This window comes from Curtobacterium caseinilyticum (assembly GCF_030363035.1).
Lineage (GTDB): Bacteria > Actinomycetota > Actinomycetes > Actinomycetales > Microbacteriaceae > Curtobacterium > Curtobacterium caseinilyticum.
This window is the reverse complement of record NZ_JAUCMN010000004.1, coordinates 215498-234220: the sequence shown is the minus strand read 5'-3', so window position 1 is coordinate 234220 and position 18723 is coordinate 215498. Positions and strand designations below refer to the sequence as shown.

Here is an 18723-nt window from a genome sequence, read left to right as displayed (position 1 = left end):
CGCGGCTCCTGTGGATGGTCCGCTCGGCTCGGTCTCCTGTGGACGGGTCATCCTGTCGGATGACCTCGCGTCCGCCCCGCGTCGCCCTCGTCGCCCACGTCGCCCACGTCGCCGACCGGCGTCCCGGGCGCACGGCGACCGCGTCAGTCGCCCTTCGTCACCAGGCCGTGCTCGTGGGCGAACACGACGAGCCGCACGCGGTCGCGCAGGTCGAGCTTCGTGAGCACCCGCGAGATGTGCGTCTTCACGGTCGCCTCGCTGACGTACTCGTGCTGCGCGATCTCGCTGTTGCTGTACCCGCGGGCCGCCAGGTCGAAGATCTCCCGCTCACGAGGGGTCAGCTCGGCGAACGCGGCCGGGACCGCAGCGGCCTGCGCCGCACCGTCGTGGTACCGGCGCAGGAGCTCGCGCGTGGCCGATGCGGCGAACACGGCGGTGCCTGCGTGCACGGTGCGGACCGCGGCGAGCAGGAACTCGGGGTCGGCGTCCTTGAGGACGAAGCCGCTCGCCCCGGCACGGATCGCCTTCGCGGCGGCCTCGTCGAAGTCGAACGTGGTGAGCACGAGCACCTTCGCCGCGTCCGCCCCGCCCTGCTCGACGATGCGCGCCGTCGCCGTGATGCCGTCCATGACCGGCATCCGGACGTCCATGAGCACGACGTCGGCACCGGTCCGGCGCACGAGCTCGGCTCCCTCCGCGCCGTCCCCGGCCTCGCCCACGAACTGCAGGTCGGGTTGCGAGTCGATGAGCATCCGGATGCCGGTGCGGAACAGCGCCTGGTCGTCGACGAGCGCGACCCGGATCGGGGCACCGGTCTGCTGGGTCGTGGTCATCTGGTGCGCTCCTGCTCCTGGGTGATGCGGCCACGGGGGAACTGGCCGCTGGCGGGGACCGTCGGCATCCGGACGGCCACCGTGAAGTCGTCACCGCGCGGACCCGCGGTCATCGTGCCGCCGGTCATCGTCGCACGCTCGCGCATGCCGACGAGGCCGTGTCCCGTACCGGGCCCGCGGGTGCCGTCGTCGGCGCGGCGGTTCACCACGGTGATCTCGACGGTGTCCGGCCGGTAGACCAACGAAGCGTGCACCGGCGAGCCCGGCTCCCCGTGCTTCCACGCGTTCGTCAGGCTCTCCTGGACGATCCGGTACACGGCGAGCTGGGTCGTGGTCGGCAACCGCCCGGGGTCCCCTTCGCGGTCGACGCGCACGTCGAGTCCCACGTCGCGCATCTCGCCGACGAGCTTCTCGATGTCGTCGACCTCCGGCGTGGGGGCGGTCCCCTGCTCGTGACGGAGTGCGCCGAGGAGTTCCCGGACGTCGCCGAGGGCGCTGCGCGCCGTGGACGAGATCGTGCCGAGGGCCTCGTCGGCGATGGCGGGGTCGGCCTTCAGCGCGTACCGGGCCCCGTCGGCCTGCGCGATCACGACCGCGAGGGAGTGCGCCACGATGTCGTGCATGTCGCGGGCGATCCGGACGCGCTCCTGCTCGACGGCCACAGCACGGTCCGCGCGGGCCGCATCGCGCTCCGCGACGAGCTGGGCCTCGCGGCTCAGGCTCGCGGAGCGTCGTGTGCGGACGACCAGACCCGCGAGCCACGGCAGCAGGAGCAGCAGGAGCACGACCGCGAAGAACGACGCCGTCACCTGGGCGGACTCCTGCAGCGGGGTCGTGGCCGTCACCATGCCGCGGCGGTCCTGGTAGTCCCGCACCCCCATGTAGAGCGCGGCGGTGACCGACCCACCGACCGCGGAGACCAATCCCCAGGCACGGACGCGGTTGCTGCCGTACGCGCTGGTCGTGAACATGACCGGCGCGATGAACGCGTCGGCGACACTCGGTTCCTGGCCGGTCACCATCTGGAACAGCGCGGCGATCCACGCGATGCCGAGCGCGAGTCCGGGCGCGAGCCGTCGGAACGCCAGTGCCGTCGTCAGGACGAGCGCGGCGACCCACCCGAGGCTGTCCCCGGAGCCCGGCGCCGTGACGACGACCACGAGCAGGCCGAGCACCGCCGCGGCGACCACGTCGACGACGATCTGCGAGCGCAGCAGGGGACGGAACACCACCCCACGGTACGACCCGGGCGGCCGGTCCGCGTCCGCCCGGGGGATGACCCGGCTCAGAAGCCGAGCCGCCCGAGCTGCTTCGGGTCGCGCTGCCACTCCTTGGCGACCTTCACGCGGATGTTCAGGTACACGTGTCGGCCGCCGAGCAGCGACTCGATCTCCGCGCGGGCACGGGACCCGACGTCCTTGAGTCGCTCACCGCCGCGACCGATGACGATCGCCTTCTGGCTGTCCCGCTCGACGAACAGGTTCGCGAAGATCCGCAGCGGGCCGTCGGGGTCGTCCTCGTCGTCGGGCTCGACGACGTCCTCGATGACGACCGCGAGGGAGTGCGGGAGCTCGTCGCGCACACCCTCGAGCGCTGCCTCACGGATGAGCTCCGCGATGCGGTCCTCGTCGGTCTCCTCGGTCACGGTGCCGGCGTCGTAGAGCTGCGGCGACTCCGGCAGCAGCTTCGTGATCTCGCCGAGCAGGGCCTCGAGCTGCAGGCCCTTCGTCCCCGAGGTCGGCACGATGGCGTCCCAGTCGCGCAACTGCGACACGGCGAGGAGCTGCTCGCCGACGCGGTCCTTCGGGGTGCGGTCGATCTTCGTGACGATCGCGACCTTCTTCGCGCGCGGGTACTGGTCGAGCGTGTCGTTGATGAACCGGTCGCCGGGTCCGATCGGCTCGTTCGCCGGCACGCAGAACCCGATGACGTCGACGTCGCCCAGCGTGGACTGCACGAGGTCGTTGAGCCGCTCGCCGAGCAGGGTGCGCGGACGGTGGACCCCCGGTGTGTCGACGATGATGACCTGCCCGTCGGGGCGGTGCACGACGCCGCGGATCGCGCGACGCGTGGTCTGCGGCTTCGACGACGTGATCGCGACCTTCTCGCCCACCAGTGCGTTCGTCAGGGTCGACTTGCCCACGTTCGGACGCCCCACGAAGGAGACGAAGCCGGCGCGGTACGGGTGCTCGGGCGAGGGCTGCTCGGTGTCGTGCTCGGTCATGCGGTGGTGGTTCCCGTCGTGCTCGGTGTCGTGTCGCCGAGGGCGTCCTCGGCGTCCTGCAGGACGGCGGTCCGCTCTGCGAGGACGGTGATCAGGTGGCGGCGCTTGCCCTCGACGCGGTCCGCCGTCAGCGAGACGCCCGAGACGGTGACCTGCTCGCCGCGCACCGGGAGGCGCCCGAGCTCCTTCGTCAGCAGGCCGCCGACGGTGTCGACGTCGTCGTCCTCGAGCTCGATGCCGAACAGGTCACCCAGCTCGTCGATCGGCAGCCGGGCCGAGGTGCGCCAGACCCCCGGCGAGACCTCGGTCCGGTCGACGACCGTGCGGTCGTACTCGTCGGAGATGTCACCGACGAGCTCCTCGATCAGGTCCTCCATGGTCACGAGCCCGGCGACCCCGCCGTACTCGTCGACGACGAGCACCAGGTGGTTCTTGGCGACCTGCATGTGCCGCAGGGTGTCGTCCGCCGGCTTGGACTCGGGGACGAACTCCGCCGGGCGCAGGAGGCCGGTGACCGGCTGCTGCTCGCTGCCCGGCTGCTCGTAGAGGGCACGCGAGACGTCACGCAGGTACAGCACGCCGAGCACGTCGTCGCTGTCCTTCCCGGTGACGGGCATGCGGGAGACCCCGGCGACCAGGAACCGCTCCATGCCGGCCGCGAGCGTCGCCTCGCCGTCGACGGTGAGCATGTCGGTGCGGGGAACCATGACCTCGCGCACCAGGGTGTCGCTGAACTCGAACACCGAGTGGATGAGTTCGCGGTCGTCCTGCTCGAGCACGTTGCTCTCGGCGGCCTCGTCGACGAGCGACAGGAGCTGCTCCTCGCTCGAGACGGTGGACGCGCTCCGGCCACGACCCGGGGTCACCCGGTCGCCGATGGCCACGAGGAGACCGGCGAGCGGACCGAGGACGATGCGCACGCCGCGGACGAGTCCGCCCGTCACACCGATCAGTCGCTCCGCGTGGGCCCGGCCCACACTGCGCGGGCTGGACCCGACCAGGACGAAGGACACCACCGTCATCACGGCGGCGGACACGACCAGGGCCACCCACCAGGTGTCGAACACCGTCACGAGGGCGATCGTGACGAGGACCGCGGCGGCGGTCTCGGCGAGCACCCGCACGAAGTTCAGCGCGTTGACGTGCGCGCCGACGTCGTCGGCGACCGCCTCGATCGCCCGCCGACGACTGCTCCCCCGTGCGATCTCCTCGATGTCGGCCCGCGAGAGCACCGTCAGGGCTGCGTCCGACGCGGCGAGCAGGCCGCCGACGACGACGAGCACGAGCGCCACCGCGAGCAGGACGGCGACGAGCACCATCAGCTCACCGCCCGCGACGCTGGGCGGCGAACGCAGAGAGGATCTCGCCCTGCAGGCCGAACATCTCGGCCTTCTCCTCCGGCTCGGCGTGGTCGAACCCGAGCAGGTGCAGGATGCCGTGGCAGGTGAGCAGGAGCATCTCGTCGGTGCTGGTGTGTCCGGCCGTCTTCGCCTGCTCGGCGGCGACCTGCGGGCACACCACGATGTCGCCGAGCAGTCCGGCCGGGGTCGGCTCGTCCTCGGTGCCGGGGCGCAGCTCGTCCATCGGGAAGCTCAGCACGTCGGTCGGGCCGGGCTCGTCCATCCACCGCACGTGCAGCTGTTCCATCGCGCCCTCGTCCACCAGGACGATCGCGAGCTCCGCGTCCGCGTGGACGTGCAGCGCGTCGAGTGCGAAGGCGGCGAGGCGCTGGATGGCCTGCTCGTCGACCTCGACACCGGACTCGTTGTTGAGCTCGATGCTCACCGGTTGCCTCCTCGGGCGTCGTCCTGGGGGTACGGGGACTGCTGACGGTCCTGCGGCGCGTGCCCGCGGCGCTCCGCCCGGTTCGCCCCGGACGGGTCGCCGACGGGCGCGGTGCCACGGCCACCGGGCCGGTGTCCGGCCTGCTCCGCCAGGCGCTCCTCGTCGTAGACGGTGTACGCGTCGACGATCCGGCCGACGAGCGTGTGGCGGACGACGTCCTCGCTGCCCAGTCGGGCGAAGTGGATGTCCTCGACGTCACCGAGGATCCGCGTCACCAGTCGCAGCCCGGACAGGTTGCCGGGCAGGTCCACCTGCGTGATGTCGCCCGTGACGACCATCTTCGAGCCGAAGCCCAATCGCGTCAGGAACATCTTCATCTGCTCGGGCGTGGTGTTCTGGGCCTCGTCGAGGATGACGAACGAGTCGTTGAGCGTGCGTCCGCGCATGTACGCGAGCGGAGCGACCTCGACCGTGCCGGCCGCGAGCAGCTTCGGCACGAGCTCCGGGTCCATCATCTCGTTGAGCGCGTCGTACAGCGGGCGCAGGTACGGGTCGATCTTGTCGGTGAGCGTGCCGGGCAGGAAGCCCAGCCGCTCGCCCGCCTCGACCGCGGGGCGCGTGAGGATGATCCGGGTGACCTCGCGCCGCTGCAGCGCCTGCACGGCCTTCGCCATCGCCAGGTACGTCTTGCCGGTACCGGCGGGACCGATGCCGAACGTGATGGTGTGCTGGTCGATCGCGTCGACGTAGGCCCGCTGGCCGTCGGTCTTCGGACGCACGGACTTGCCACGGCTCGACACGATCGGGGTGCCGAAGGTGTCGGACGGCTTGCGGTCCTCGTCGAGGATGCGGGCCGAGGTCGGGATGTCCGCCGGGCCGATGTCCTGGCCGCGCCTGACCATGCCGACGAGCTCGTCGACGAGGGCGTGCGCCCGGGCGACGTCACGTTCCGGACCGGTGAGCGACACCTCGTTGCCCCGGACGAGCACGCGGACGCCCGGGTACTGGCGTTCGACCGTCTTCAGCAGGCGGTCCTGCGGGCCCAGCAGCTGGACCATCGCGATGCCGTCGACCTGGATGTCGACGGTGACGTCCGACGGGTCGGACACGGGCCGTGCCGAGGGTCGGTCGGACTCGGGGTGGACGGGTTCGTCAACCGGCAATGAGATTCCCTTCGTGCAGATCACCTGCGAGGACGTGCGCGTGCACGTGGAACACGGTCTGGCCGGCGGCTTCGCCGGTGTTGAAGACGAGTCGGAACTGGCCGCCGGCGCGCTCGTCGGCGATGCGACGTGCGGTGGCGACCACGTGTGCGAGCAGCTCCGGGTCCCCCGCTGCGAGTTCGGTGACGTCCCGGTACTGCTCGGTCTTGGGGATCACGAGCACGTGCACCGGCGCCTTGGGTTCGATGTCCTCGATCGCGATCACCCGGTCGTCCTCGGCGACGACGGTCGCGGGGATCTCGCGGGCGATGATCTTCGAGAAGACGCTCGGCTCGGTGCTGCTCATGGTGTCCATCGTAGGACCCGCCCCCGACGGTGCTACCAGCGCCCGAGCCGGGTCTGCAGCACGGCCAGCGCGGCCGGCCCGGCGGTCGACGTCCTGAGCACGGTGTCGCCCAGGCGTGCCCGCACGGCGCCCGCTGCCTCGAGCCGGGCGAACTCGCTGCCGTCGATGCCGCCCTCCGGACCGACCACCAGGACGATCTCGTCGACGTCCGCCGGAGGGTCCCAGCCGGAGAGCCGCACCGCGCCCACCGGGTCCAGCACGACCAGCGCACGCCGTGCCTCCCGGCCGCCGTCCGACGACGGGCCGGAACCCGACGGTGCACCGGTACCGGCGGCGAGCTGCGCCGTCGTCACCGGCGCGTCCACCGACGGCACCCGCGAGCGCACCGCCTGCTTGGCGGCCTCGTGCGCGATCGCCGCCCACCGGGCGCGACCCTTCTCGACCTTGGCACCGTCCCAACGGGACACGCTCCGGGCAGCGGACCACGGGACGATCCGGTCGACGCCGATCTCGGTCGCCGCCTGCACCGCCATCTCGTCACGCCCGCCCTTGGCCAGCGCCTGGACGAGGACGAGCGCCGGACGCGGCTCCGCCTCGACCGCGACGGCGTCCACCGTGAGCGTCAGTGCGTCGCGACCGGTCGACGCCACGACCCCGGTGACGACCGCCCCACGCCCGTCCGCGATCCGGAGCACCTCGCCGACCCGGACGCGCGCGACCGAGACGGCGTGCCGGCCCTCCGCGCCGTCGAGCGACACGACGTCGCCGACCCCGACGCCGTCGAGGGCGCCGGGACCGACCGTGTACAGCGAGGCCATCAGAAGTTGAAGAAGCGGTCGCGGAGCTTGCCGAACATGCCCTGCTGGAAGCGCGCCAGCTGCGGGCCGGGGCCCTTGTGCGCCTTCGCCAGCTGCTCGACGAGCTGCCGCTCCTTGTGCGAGAGCTTGGTCGGGGTGACGACCTGGACGCCGACGCGGAGGTCGCCGCGGCCGTTCCCGCGGAGCTTCGTCACGCCACGGTCCTTGATGACGAGGACGTCGGCGCTCTGCACTCCCGGACGGACCTCGAGCTCGACCGGCCCGTCGAGCCCGTCGATGGTCGTGTGCGTGCCGAGGATCGCGTCGGTCATTTGGACCTCGAGCGTGGCCAGCAGGTCGTCGCCGTCGCGGCTGTAGACGTCGTGGTGGCGCACCTTGACCTCGAGGTACAGGTCGCCGGAGGGACCACCCGCGGGGCCGACCTCGCCCTGTCCGGGCATCTGCAGGCGCAGCCCCGTCTCGACGCCGGCGGGGACGTCGACCGGGATCGTGCGGCGGGCGCGGACGCGACCCTGGCCCTGGCAGGTCGGGCACGGGTTCGGGATGACGGTGCCGTAGCCGCGGCAGGTGCCGCACGGGGCGCTCGTCACGACGTTGCCGAGCAGCGACCGCACCTGGCGCTGGATGTGCCCGGAGCCGCCGCAGATGTCGCACGTGCGCGGGCTCGTGCCCGGGGCGCAGCACGAGCCGTTGCAGGTCTCGCACACGACGGCGGTGTCGACCTCGACGTCCTTGTGGGTGCCGAAGACGACCTCGTCCAGGTCGACCTCGATGCGGAGCAGGGCGTCCTGCCCGCGCTCGGCACGACTGCGGGGACCGTTGCCGCGCCCACCGCCGCCACCGCCGCCGAAGAAGGCGTCGAAGATGTCGCTGAAGCCGCCGGCGGCACCGCCGCCGAAGGGGCTCTCCTGCGGGCCCGCGTCGTAGCGGCGACGCTGCTCCGGGTCGCTCAGCACGTCGTACGCGTGCGTCACGTCCTTGAAGCGCTCGGCGGCGTCCGGGCTCGGGTTGACGTCCGGGTGGAGCTCGCGCGCCAGCCGTCGGTAGGCCTTCTTGATGTCGGCATCGGAGGCGTCCGGCTGGACGCCGAGGACGTCGTAGTGGTCTGCCACGGTTCCCTCAGTCGGTTTCGGTTCGGTCGGTGGATCGCGGCGGACGCCGCGGGTCGGTCTGGAGGCGCGGAGCGGGTCCGCGGGGCTCCGCACGTCGTGCGCGCGGACCGGTCAATGTTCGCCCAGCAGCTTGGACAGGTACCGGGCGACCGCGCGGACGGCCGCCATGTTCGTGCCGTAGTCCATGCGGGTGGGGCCGAGGACGCCCAGTCGGGCGACGGCTCCCCCGCCGGCGAGGTACCCGCCGGCGACGATGCTCGTCGCGTCGAGCCCGTACTCGGCGTTCTCGACGCCGATCCGCGCGGCGACGGCGACGTCGTCGACCTGCATCTCACCGAACAACCGGAGCAGGGTCACCTGTTCCTCGATCGCCTCGAGCACCGGGAACAGGCCGCCGGAGAAGTCGCGCTCGCTCTTGGCGAGGTTGGCCGCGCCCGCCATCACCAGTCGGTCCTGCCGGTTCGCGGCGACCTGCTCGATGAGCGTCGCGACGACGACGCCGCCCAGCGTCTGCGCGTCCGGGCGGAGTTGCTGCGGGACCTCGCGCAGTGCCCGCGGGACGTCCTGCAGCAGCAGACCGACCGAGGCGCCGTTCACGACCGTGCGCAGCTCGGCCAGTGACGTCTCGTCGAGCCGGACGTCGGTCTCCACGACGCGCTGCTCGACCCGGGCGGTGTCCGTGATGAGCACCACCATGAGCCGGGTGTCACCGAGACGCACGAGCTCGACGTGCTGCACGCGTGCCCGCACCATCGAGGGGTACTGCACGAGGGCGACCTGGTTGGTGAGCTGGCTCAGCAGGCGCACCGTGCGGCCGAGGACCTCGTCGAGGTCGTTCGGGGTGCCGAGGAAGGTCTCGATCGCGTGGCGCTGGGCACTCGACAACGGTCGAGCGGCGGCCAGGTGGTCGACGAAGACGCGGTACCCCTTGTCGGTCGGCACCCGACCCGACGACGTGTGCGGCGCTGCGATGAGCTGTTCGTCCTCGAGCTGCGCCATGTCGTTCCGGATCGTGGCGGCGCTGACGCCGAAGGCGTGCCGCTCGACGATCGTCTTCGAGCCGACGGGCTCGCGCGAGGCGACGTAGTCCCGCACGATCGCCTTGAGGACCTCGAGTGAGCGTTCGCTGACCATCCGGACCCCTTCCGTTCGATGCTGGCACTCGGACGTGTCGACTGCTGATCCTACGCCCGACCACCGACCCCACGGGACCGCGGCGGCTCCGGTCGGTACGCTCTCGGCATGAGCTACGGACAGCAGCCCGGCGGCCCCTACGGACAGCAGCCGGGCGGACCCCAGAACCCCCAGGGACCGCAGTACCCGGCCGGGTACACGCCGCCCCAGCCGATGTCGCCGGAGGACCAGCGCCTCTGGGCGACCCTCACGCACGTCGGCGGCATCTTCTTCAGCCTCGTGGTGCCGATCATCGCCTACCTGGTGCTGCGCGACCGCGGGCAGTTCATCAAGGAGCACACCCGCCAGGCACTGAACTTCCACATCACGGCGGCCATCGCCTACGTCGTGGCGTGGCTGCTCTGCCTGGTCGTGATCGGCTTCGTCCTGCTCCCGGTCATCGGTGTGCTCGTGATCGTGTTCGCGATCCTGGCGGCCGTCGCTGCGAACCGCGGCGACTTCTACCGGTACCCGCTCACGATCGAGTTCATCAAGCAGTAGGCGCAGGTCAGTCGAGCAGCTCGCGGACCACCGCGTCCGCGAGCAGCCGACCCTGCAGGGTGAGCTCGATGCGTCCCCGCACCGCGGCCGAGCCGTCCACGAGACCACGTGCGATGAGGCCGGCGACGCGGCCACGGGCCTCCTGGCCGAGCTCGGCGGTGGCGAGCTCACCCCGGACCCGCGCCGCCAGGAGCACGCGCTCGACGTACCGGGTCTCGTCGTCGAGGGTCTCGCGACCCGCGGCCGGCGACGCGCCGGCCAGCACCCGGTTCGCGTACGCGGCCGGGTGCTTCACGTTCCACCAGCGGGTGCCGGCGACCGCGGAGTGCGCGCCCGGGCCGACACCCCACCAGTCGTGCCCCTTCCAGTAGGACAGGTTGTGGCGGCTCGCGTGCTCCGCCGTCCCGCCCTGCGCTTCGAGCCGGGCCCAGTTCGAGACCTCGTACCAGCCGTAGCCGGCGTCGGACAGCGTCCGGTCGGCGAGCTCGTACATGTCGGCCGCCAGGTCGTCGTCGGGAGCCGGCAGCTCGCCGCGGGCGACCATGCGGCCCATCGCGGTGCCCTCCTCGACGATCAGCGAGTAGGCCGAGACGTGGTCGGGTGCGCTGGCGAGTGCCGCATCGAGCGAGCGGCGCCAGTCGTCGAGGGACTCCCCCGGCGTCGAGTAGATGAGGTCGAGGCTGACGTCGAGGCCGTGCTCCTTCGCCAGGTCGACCACGAGCGGCACACGCTCCGGGTCGTGCGTGCGGTCGAGGGTCGCGAGGACGTGCGGCACCGCCGACTGCATGCCGTAGCTGATGCGCGTGAACCCGCCGCGCTGCAGGGTCGCCACGGACTCGGCGTCGACGGAGTCCGGGTTCGCCTCGGTCGTGACCTCGGCCCCCGGCTGGATCCCCCACGTGTCGTCGATCGCGCGGAGGATCATCACGAGGTCGTCCGCCGGCAGCATCGTCGGGGTGCCGCCGCCGAAGAACACCGTGGACACCGGACGCCGCGGGACACCGGACCGGTCGAGCACCTCGGCCGCCCAGCGGATCTCCTGCACGGCGTGCCCGGCGTAGTCGTCGCGCCGGACACCGCGGAGCTCGGACGCCGTGTACGTGTTGAAGTCGCAGTAGCCGCACCGCACCCGGCAGAACGGGACGTGCACGTAGACGCCGAACGGCACCTCGCCGGCACCCGGGCCGGGGGTGACCAGGCCGTCCGCGGGCGCGGGATCGGCGATGGGGAGAGCACTCGGCATGGACTCCATTCTCGGCCATGATGGAGCCATGGAGCACCACACCGTCCCCACCACGGTGCTGTGGGACATCGACGGCACCCTCGTGCAGAACGCCGCCTCGCCGGGCAACCTGTACCACCTCGCGCTCGAACGCGCCGTCGGCCGGGACCTCGCGCTGATGGTCGGGCACCAGCACGGCCGGACCGACGCCGGGCTCATCGCGGAACACGTGCGTGCGCACCACTTCGACGACGACCTCATCCCCACCGTGAGCCGACACCTGCGGGACCTGACCGACGAGCGGTACCACCGCGGCGACCGCCGCTCGCCGGCGCCGGGGGCGATCGCGCTCGTGCACCGGTTCGCTTCGCTCGGATGGCGGAACGGGCTGCTCACGGGCAACTCGGAACACCGGGCCCGGGTCAAGCTCGCCGGGGCGGGGTTCGACGTCGACGCGTTCGACTGGGAACACTCGTACTTCGGTGACGAGGAGGTCGAACGCACCGGGGTCACCGCGCGCGCGGCCGCCGCGCTGTCCGGCACGCGGGCGGTCATCGTCGGGGACACCCCGCGGGACGGAGAGGCGGCCGACGCGGTGGGCATCCCCTTCGTGGCCGTGGCGACCGGGGTCTACGACGTGGAAGCACTGCGCAGGACCGGGGCGGTGGCCATCGCACGTGACTGCGTGCAGGACGCGCAGCTGCTCGAGGACGCGATCGCGGCGGTGCCACCGCTCCCGTGACCCCGGCGCTGCCGGCCGCGGCGCCGCAGGCAGCGACGCGCGGCTGCGGCCGTCCGGGTCGGACTAGTCGCCGCGCAGGGCTGCGAGGTACTTGGCCGCCATCGTGCGCTGCTGCCGACGCAACAGCGGTGCCACCATCGCCCACTTGCGGCTCGACGGCTGCGAGAACTGCCGCACCTGCAACCAGACCGACCCGTCACTCGTGCGCTCGACCACGAACGACTCCTCGCCCGAGAGCGGGTGCCCCTCGAGGGTGCCGTAGGCGAAGCCCTTGCGGTCGGTCTCGTCGATGATCGAGACGACGCGGACCGGCGCGTGCACCGTCTGCCCGAACGCGTGCATCTCGAGCGTCGCCGTGGTGCCGGCGGTCAGGAGGGGCGTGCCGTCGGCCGCGAACTTCTCGACGCGGGGCGTGCCGATCGACGCCGGCGCGATCGGCACCCCGTGCTCGTCGAAGGTCACGGGGTTGTAGCGGACCTCGTCGTCGTCGGGCTGGTCCTCCACCCGCACGCGGATGCCGCTGCGCTCCTGGATCTGCCACGTCAGCGCCTGCGTGACCGCGGTCTCGAAGCGCTGGTCACCGTGCCCGATGCGCGCACGTGACTCCGCCGGGGAGAAGCCCTCGGGCGGGTAGGTCATGAGGTCCGCCGCCTGGGTGGCACCGACGGCGCCGTAGGTCAGGGCGGTCCGGTACGTGCCGCGGGAGCTCATGGACCCATCGTACCGGCGCTGCCGGGGACACCGCCGCGGTGCCGGACGCGCACGACCTCAGCGCGGGGTCACGGCGATGTTCCGCCACTGCGCCTCGAGCCCCTGCTCGCGGATGCCGACCGCTCCGCTGGTCAGCGAACAGTTCCCGAAGTCGACCTTCCCCTGCACGGGCGTCCCACCGGCCGACGGTGAGGCGGTCGCCGTGATGGTGCACCCGACCGCCTCGACGGTGAGGTGCCACCACTCCTCGGCCTGCACGGTGCGTCCGAACGGCACGAACGTCCCGGTGAACCCCGGGTTCGTGTGCTGACCGATCACCATCCCGGTCGCACTGACACCGACGTAGAAGGCGCGGAGGGAGTCCGGACCGGTGGACGGATCGACCACCCGGACGTTGAACCCCGCGTCGGTCCCGCCGGTCGGCTTCCGCATGAGTCGGACGTCCCCGGTCAGGGTCATGTCGCCCCAGACCCGGTTGAGCACCTGCTTGTCGCCGTCCTGGCCCGAGTACGCGACGCTGCGGATCCGCTCCTCCGGTTGGTCGACCGCCCACGTGCCGCCGTAGACCCGTGCGGGCGCGCCGTCCTCGAACCGACCGGTCGTGAGGGTCGAGTTGTACGGGTCCGACGCCTGCGAGGCCGACAGTGCCCCGGCGGACACCGTGACGTACCGGAAGCCGGCTGCGCTCCCGTTGCCGCGCAGGCCGACCGCGCCCTTCGACCGGCAGTCGGCCGACGACTCCGAGGCGCTCACCTTCGTCCAGTCGTTCGCGCCGACGGTCGACGACCACGCGGTGATCCCGCACCCGGCTGCCTGGACGACGACGTGGTAGAACTGCCCGGCGCGGAGGGTGCCCGCGATGGTCGACCGCGCGAGCTGGGTGGTCGTGCCGTCGTTCATCCGGCTGACGGACAGCGTGTTGTCCGACAGCCCGAGGCTGACGGAGTACCCGGTGAACCCGTTCACGCCGGACGCCGGGCGCGTGACGCGGACCAGGAGCCCGGCGTCCGTACCGGAGTTCACCTGGACGTCGGCCTGCATCGTGTAGTCCGTCCAGGCGGGGTCGCCGGTCACGGCCTTCGGTCCGTCGGACGAGCCGGACGTCTCGGTGAAGGTGCCGTAGCCGCTGACGGTCTGCGTCGTCCACCGGCCGCCGTAGGTCTTCCAGGCACCCTGGCCGCCGGCGAAGGAGTCGCGGAAGGGCAGGTTCGACCGCGAGTAGTCCGACACCGTGCTCGCGGTGCTCCGGTTCGACAGCGCCGCCGTGTACGCCGCCTGGGTCGAGGCCGTCGTCGTGCCGACCCCGGTCACGAGGGCCAGCACGGCAGCGGCGAACGCACCGAGCACGACCACGGGCCGGGCGGTCACGAGAACGCCACCGGCGCCGCGACCTCGTCCTCGTCCTGGCGGGCCGGTCGCCCCCCGCCGCGCCGAGATCGGGCGAGGAACACGCCGACGACGAGCGGCACGGCGCAGAGCACCGCGAGGACCGCCCATCCGGCCGGGGTCAGGTCGAGCCGGGCCGCGATCGCGACCGCCCCGTCGGACCCCGGGGGCAGGGGGACCTGGCCGGCCGCCCCGCTGACCAGGCGGTCGGACGCGCCGGCCGCTCCCACCGCCCGGACGGGCAGCAGGCCGGTGGACACCACGGTCGCGACCGGTCGGGCACCCGCGTCGACCCCGGTCACCACGAGTGCGACGAACGGTCGGAACACCGCGGCCACGACGGCGAGGACGGCGCTCACACCGACGAGCCGCGCGGCGGTCCGGAGGGCACGGTCGGTGAGGAACCCGGCGAGGAGCCAGACGACGCCGACCCCACCCACGCCCCACGGCAGCATCCGGAGCACCCACCCCGCGCCGGGCAGCACCGCGACGACCCGGCCGACGACGTCACCGCGGGTGATGGTCCAGGCGTCCGCGGCACCGTTCGCATCGCCCTTCGTCGTGATCGCGCCGTCCGCGATCGCGGCGACCCGGTGCGTGTAGGGCAGGCGAGCCGTCGTCGCGCCGCGCGCCGCAGCCGGAGGGACGAAGGTGACGACGTCACCGACGACCAGGCGGTGCTGCCCGAGCGGTACGGTCACCACGAGCGACCCGACCGGTGCCGTGCGGCCCATGGAGGGCGTCCGGACGTCGAAGGTCCGCAAGCCTGCGGCCATCGCGGCGCCGACGGCGAGGAGCACGAGCAGGACGGCCGCGACGGTCACGAGGACCCGCCCCGACACCGCGCGACCCGGGGCGCGTCGGCGGCGGGACACCGCCGTGGCGCCGACGCGGGATGCCGTCCCGATCGTCATGCGGTGAAGGTCCACACGAGCGACTGGTTCATCGTCTGCGCCTGCGAGTCGTTCGGTGCCGCGGGGTCGAGGGAGACCGTGACGGTCGCCGTCCCGCCCTGACCGGCCGCCGGAGCGGGGCTGATCGCGAAGGTCTTCCCGCCGATCGCCCCGGCGCTCTGCTTCGCGATCACGGTCGTCGTCTCCGACGGCGTCGTCCACGTCACGGTGACGAGCAGCCAGTAGCAGATGCTGTTCGGGGTCGAGACGGTGCCGTTGCAGACCCCGGGGGCGAGCGAGAACGCGGACGCCGCGACCCCGCCGGTGTTCCTGATCACCGTCGAGGTGCCGCGCGTCGTGTCTCCCGGTCGGAGGTTGCTGCCGGCGTACAGGTCGGTCGAGCACGTCGTGGTTCCCGTGACGGTGCTCCTGCACGCCACGGTCGATGCGTCCGGACCCTGCGTCATCTCGATCGAGACCGTGTTCGCGGTGTTCGTGGTGTTGGAGATCGAGGCGGTGTACGCCGACACGGTCCCGGTGGTGGTCAGTGCGAGCACCACCGAGGCGGCGAGCCCGGCGGCGACGAGGAGCCAGCCGCCGCGCAGGCCTGTCGGGCGGGCGGACGTCGAGTGCTTCGGCACGGCGTGCTCGTCACGCCGTGAAGGTGAAGGTGATCGGCTGCGACAGCGTGACGCCCGACGTCGATGCCGTCGCGTCCGCGGGCAGCGACACCTGCACCGTGAACGGGACGCGCTCCCCCGCAGCGGGCGGGTCCGGCAGCGACGTCCGGTGCGTTGCGAGCCAGGTGGGCGTCCGACCGCTGTCCCACAGCGTCCGGCCACGCCAGGTCATCGTGACGAGGAGCTGGTCGCAGAGGTCCGCACCCGTGGAGGGCGTCGTCGAGCAGCTGCCCGCACTGACCTGGAACGCGGTCGGCGTCGAGTCCCCGGTGTTGGCGAAGGTGACCGTCTGCGGGTTCGACGACTGCCCCGGCCGGAGCACCTGGCCGCCGTACAGGTCCGGGTCGGTGCACGTGGCGGTCCCGGCCGCGTCCGTCGAGCACGTCTCCGTGCTGCCGTCGGCGTCGGTCTCGGCGATCCGGATGCTCGGCGTCGACACGGTGTTGGTGCCGTGCAGGAAGGCCTGCGTGAACACGGACAGCGTGCCGCTGAAGGTGAGTGCGAGGACGATCGCGGCGATCAGGCCGGCGGCGACGACGACGAGGTCCAGTCGCTGCCTTCTTGCGCTGGTGGTGGGCGTTGCATGACGTGACATCGGTGTTCGCACCTCCGTGTGCGCCCGGAGTCAGCGATGTCCGTGGGCAGGGTCGCTCAGGGACGGGCGGCCGGGTCCACCCGAACTGAGCGGTCTTCAATCTCGCTCGGTTCAGATGCGACTGAATAGACCCACACGCCGCGCCGGTCCCCCAATGTGTGGGCAGACAGAACGGTCCGCCGACTGCATGCCCCGCGCAGCGCGGAAGGCCCTCCTGCTGACCCGTGCTCGGACCGTCCGGATCACGCACCACGGCTCGCGGCGGGAGAGGCGGGAGACGTGCTTGCGACGGGCGGCCGCGGCACCGCGGCACGCGGCACGCGGCAGCTGCGGCTGCGGCTGCGGCTGCGGCTGCGGCTGCGGCTGCGGCTGCGAGAGGCGGCCGCGACTGCGCTTGCGCCCGAGCCCGCGCCCGCGCCTGCGACTACCAAGTGCCGACTGCCGACCGCCGACTTCCGACTGCTGACCGCTGACCGCTGACTGCTGACTGCTGACTGCTGACTGGTGACTGCTGACTGCCGACTGCCGACTGCGCTTGCGCCACCCGGCTGCGACGCGCGATCAAGGGGCGGTCGGTCCAGACCGGACGACGAAGGCCCCGCACGTGGCGGGGCCCTCGGACTACTTCTTCTTCTCCTCGACGTCTCCCGAGAGCGCCGCGATGAAGGCTTCCTGCGGGACCTCGACGCGACCCACCATCTTCATGCGCTTCTTGCCCTCCTTCTGCTTCTCGAGGAGCTTGCGCTTGCGGGTGATGTCACCGCCGTAGCACTTCGCCAGGACGTCCTTGCGCATCGCTCGGATGCTCTCGCGGGCGATGATGCGCGCACCGATGGCCGCCTGGATCGGGACCTCGAACTGTTGCCGCGGGATGAGCTTGCGGAGGCGCTCGGTCATGAGCGTGCCGTACGCGTAGGCCTTGTCGCGGTGCACGATCGCGCTGAAGGCGTCGACCTGCTCACCCTGCAGCAGGATGTCGACCTTGACGAGGTCGGCCGCCTGGTCGCCCGTCGGCTCGTAGTCGAGCGACGCATAGCCCTGCGTCTTGCTCTTGAGCTGGTCGAAGAAGTCGAAGACGATCTCCCCGAGGGGCATCTCGTAGCGGATCTCGACGCGGTCCTCGCCGAGGTACTCCATCCCGAGCAGGGATCCCCGACGCGACTGGCAGAGCTCCATGATGGCGCCGACGTAGTCCTTCGGCGCGAGGATCGCAGCACGGACCATCGGCTCGCGGACCTCGACGATGCGGCCGCCGGGGAACTCGGACGGGTTGGTGACCTCGGTGACCGAGTTGTCCTCGTTCGTGACCTCGTAGACCACGCTCGGCGCGGTGGTGATGAGGTCGAGCCCGAACTCGCGCGAGAGCCGCTCGGTGATGATCTCGAGGTGCAGCAGGCCGAGGAAGCCACAGCGGAACCCGAAGCCGAGCGCCACCGAGGTCTCCGGCTCGTACACGAGCGCCGCGTCCGACAGCTTGAGCTTGTCGAGGGCCTCACGCAGGTCCGGGTAGTCCGAGCCGTCGATCGGGTACAGCCCGGAGAAGACCATCGGCTTCGGGTCGGTGTAGCCGGGCAGCGCCTCGGTCGCCGGTCGCTGCGCGCTGGTCACGGTGTCGCCGACCTTCGACTGCCGCACGTCCTTCACACCGGTGATGAGGTACCCGACCTCACCCACCGACAACCCCTTCGTCGGCTTCGGCTCCGGGCTCGAGACGCCGATCTCGAGGATCTCGTGCGTGGTCCGCGTCGACATCATCTGGATCTTCTCGCGCGGCTTGATGGTGCCGTCGATCATCCGGACGTAGGTGACGACGCCGCGGTAGCTGTCGTACACCGAGTCGAAGATCATCGCTCGCGGTTCGGCGTCGACCGTGCCGACCGGAGCGGGCACGGAGCCGACGACGCGGTCGAGCAGCTCGGGCACGCCGGCGCCGGTCTTGCCGGACACCCGCAGGACGTCCTCCGGCTTGCCACCGATGAGCTGCGCGAGCTCGGCCGCGTACTTGTCCGGGTCGGCCGCGGGCAGGTCGATCTTGTTGAGCACCGGGATGATCTCGAGGTCGTTCTCGAGCGCCAGGTACAGGTTCGCGAGCGTCTGCGCCTCGATGCCCTGCGCGGCGTCGACGAGCAGGATCGCCCCCTCGCACGCAGCGAGCGACCGGGAGACCTCGTACGAGAAGTCGACGTGCCCCGGGGTGTCGATCATGTTCAGCGCGAACGTCTGCCCGTCGAGCTCCCACGGCATGCGCACGGCCTGCGACTTGATCGTGATGCCGCGCTCGCGCTCGATGTCCATGCGGTCGAGGTACTGCGCGCGCATCGCCCGCTCCTCGACGATGCCGGTGATCTGCAGCATGCGGTCGGCCAGCGTGGACTTGCCGTGGTCGATGTGCGCGATGATGCAGAAGTTGCGGATCGCCTCGGCCGGGGTCGCGGCGGGCTCGAGCGGCGCGGATGCTTGTGGGCTCACGGTTCCTCAGGGGTCGGTGCGGTCGAACGATTGTCCCACGCCCGCGCGCGGACAGCGCGCACCGGCGGGC

At 71.8% G+C, this 18723-nt stretch carries 19 protein-coding genes; 2 read left to right on the top strand and 17 right to left on the bottom strand.

Annotated features, from left to right (window positions below):
• Positions 1-143: 143 nt before the first annotated feature.
• The 10 genes from QUG93_RS07765 to hrcA form a co-directional block, all read right to left on the bottom strand.
• A complete protein-coding gene (locus QUG93_RS07765; protein ID WP_289473353.1) occupies positions 144-833 on the bottom strand; it encodes a response regulator in 690 nt (229 codons plus the stop codon).
• Entirely contained in the window at positions 830-2062 is a 1233-nt protein-coding gene (locus QUG93_RS07760; RefSeq protein ID WP_289473352.1) for a sensor histidine kinase, read from the bottom strand. The genes QUG93_RS07765 and QUG93_RS07760 overlap by 4 nt, the downstream gene beginning before the upstream one ends.
• Before the next feature lie 56 nt (positions 2063-2118).
• On the bottom strand, positions 2119-3057 hold the full coding sequence (gene era, locus QUG93_RS07755; protein ID WP_289473351.1) for a GTPase Era: 939 nt from the start codon (positions 3055-3057) through the stop codon (positions 2119-2121).
• Positions 3054-4376 carry a hemolysin family protein gene (locus QUG93_RS07750; protein ID WP_289473350.1) on the bottom strand — a complete coding sequence of 441 codons (1323 nt, stop codon included), beginning with the start codon at positions 4374-4376 and terminating at the stop codon, positions 3054-3056. The genes era and QUG93_RS07750 overlap by 4 nt, the downstream gene beginning before the upstream one ends.
• 4 nt (positions 4377-4380) lie before the next feature.
• Positions 4381-4842, bottom strand: a complete 462-nt coding sequence (gene ybeY / locus QUG93_RS07745) for an rRNA maturation RNase YbeY (protein WP_289473349.1) — start codon at positions 4840-4842, stop codon at positions 4381-4383.
• Positions 4839-5900 (bottom strand): PhoH family protein, encoded by a 1062-nt coding sequence (locus QUG93_RS07740; protein WP_289473459.1) that lies wholly within the window; start codon positions 5898-5900, stop codon positions 4839-4841. The genes ybeY and QUG93_RS07740 overlap by 4 nt, the downstream gene beginning before the upstream one ends.
• A 94-nt stretch (positions 5901-5994) precedes the next feature.
• Positions 5995-6351: a histidine triad nucleotide-binding protein gene (locus QUG93_RS07735; protein ID WP_289473348.1), complete on the bottom strand. Its 357-nt coding sequence runs from the start codon at positions 6349-6351 to the stop codon at positions 5995-5997.
• 32 nt (positions 6352-6383) lie between these two features.
• Positions 6384-7169, bottom strand: a complete 786-nt coding sequence (locus tag QUG93_RS07730; protein WP_289473347.1) for a 16S rRNA (uracil(1498)-N(3))-methyltransferase — start codon at positions 7167-7169, stop codon at positions 6384-6386.
• Positions 7169-8281 (bottom strand): molecular chaperone DnaJ, encoded by a 1113-nt coding sequence (dnaJ, locus tag QUG93_RS07725; protein ID WP_289473346.1) that lies wholly within the window; start codon positions 8279-8281, stop codon positions 7169-7171. The genes QUG93_RS07730 and dnaJ overlap by 1 nt, the downstream gene beginning before the upstream one ends.
• Positions 8282-8392: 111 nt before the next feature.
• Complete coding sequence (gene hrcA / locus QUG93_RS07720; RefSeq protein WP_289473345.1) at positions 8393-9415, bottom strand: heat-inducible transcriptional repressor HrcA; 1023 nt, start codon at positions 9413-9415, stop codon at positions 8393-8395.
• A gap of 108 nt (positions 9416-9523) precedes the next feature.
• Here hrcA and QUG93_RS07715 point away from each other — a divergent pair, with 108 nt between their 5' ends.
• Positions 9524-9955 (top strand): DUF4870 domain-containing protein, encoded by a 432-nt coding sequence (locus QUG93_RS07715; RefSeq protein ID WP_289473344.1) that lies wholly within the window; start codon positions 9524-9526, stop codon positions 9953-9955.
• A gap of 7 nt (positions 9956-9962) precedes the next feature.
• Here QUG93_RS07715 and hemW read toward each other — a convergent pair whose 3' ends face one another.
• Complete coding sequence (hemW, locus tag QUG93_RS07710; protein ID WP_289473343.1) at positions 9963-11198, bottom strand: radical SAM family heme chaperone HemW; 1236 nt, start codon at positions 11196-11198, stop codon at positions 9963-9965.
• Positions 11199-11226: 28 nt separating this feature from the next.
• On the opposite strand from hemW, the gene QUG93_RS07705 reads away from it, so the two are divergent.
• Complete coding sequence (locus QUG93_RS07705; protein WP_289473342.1) at positions 11227-11919, top strand: HAD family hydrolase; 693 nt, start codon at positions 11227-11229, stop codon at positions 11917-11919.
• Between the two features lie 63 nt (positions 11920-11982).
• Here QUG93_RS07705 and QUG93_RS07700 read toward each other — a convergent pair whose 3' ends face one another.
• The 6 genes from QUG93_RS07700 to lepA all read right to left on the bottom strand — a co-directional run bounded on the left by QUG93_RS07700 (position 11983) and on the right by lepA (position 18653).
• A complete protein-coding gene (locus tag QUG93_RS07700) occupies positions 11983-12630 on the bottom strand; it encodes a DUF1990 domain-containing protein (protein ID WP_289473341.1) in 648 nt (215 codons plus the stop codon).
• A gap of 57 nt (positions 12631-12687) precedes the next feature.
• Positions 12688-13998: a 3-keto-alpha-glucoside-1,2-lyase-like domain-containing protein gene (locus tag QUG93_RS07695; RefSeq protein WP_289473340.1), complete on the bottom strand. Its 1311-nt coding sequence runs from the start codon at positions 13996-13998 to the stop codon at positions 12688-12690.
• Entirely contained in the window at positions 13995-14930 is a 936-nt protein-coding gene (locus tag QUG93_RS07690; protein ID WP_289473339.1) for a S26 family signal peptidase, read from the bottom strand. The genes QUG93_RS07695 and QUG93_RS07690 overlap by 4 nt, the downstream gene beginning before the upstream one ends.
• Complete coding sequence (locus tag QUG93_RS07685; RefSeq protein WP_289473338.1) at positions 14927-15550, bottom strand: hypothetical protein; 624 nt, start codon at positions 15548-15550, stop codon at positions 14927-14929. Before QUG93_RS07685 ends, QUG93_RS07690 begins: the two co-directional genes overlap by 4 nt.
• Positions 15551-15560: 10 nt before the next feature.
• On the bottom strand, positions 15561-16184 hold the full coding sequence (locus QUG93_RS07680) for a hypothetical protein (protein ID WP_289473337.1): 624 nt from the start codon (positions 16182-16184) through the stop codon (positions 15561-15563).
• Positions 16185-16805: 621 nt separating this feature from the next.
• Positions 16806-18653: a translation elongation factor 4 gene (gene lepA / locus QUG93_RS07675; RefSeq protein ID WP_058748986.1), complete on the bottom strand. Its 1848-nt coding sequence runs from the start codon at positions 18651-18653 to the stop codon at positions 16806-16808.
• Between the last annotated feature and the right edge of the window lie 70 nt (positions 18654-18723).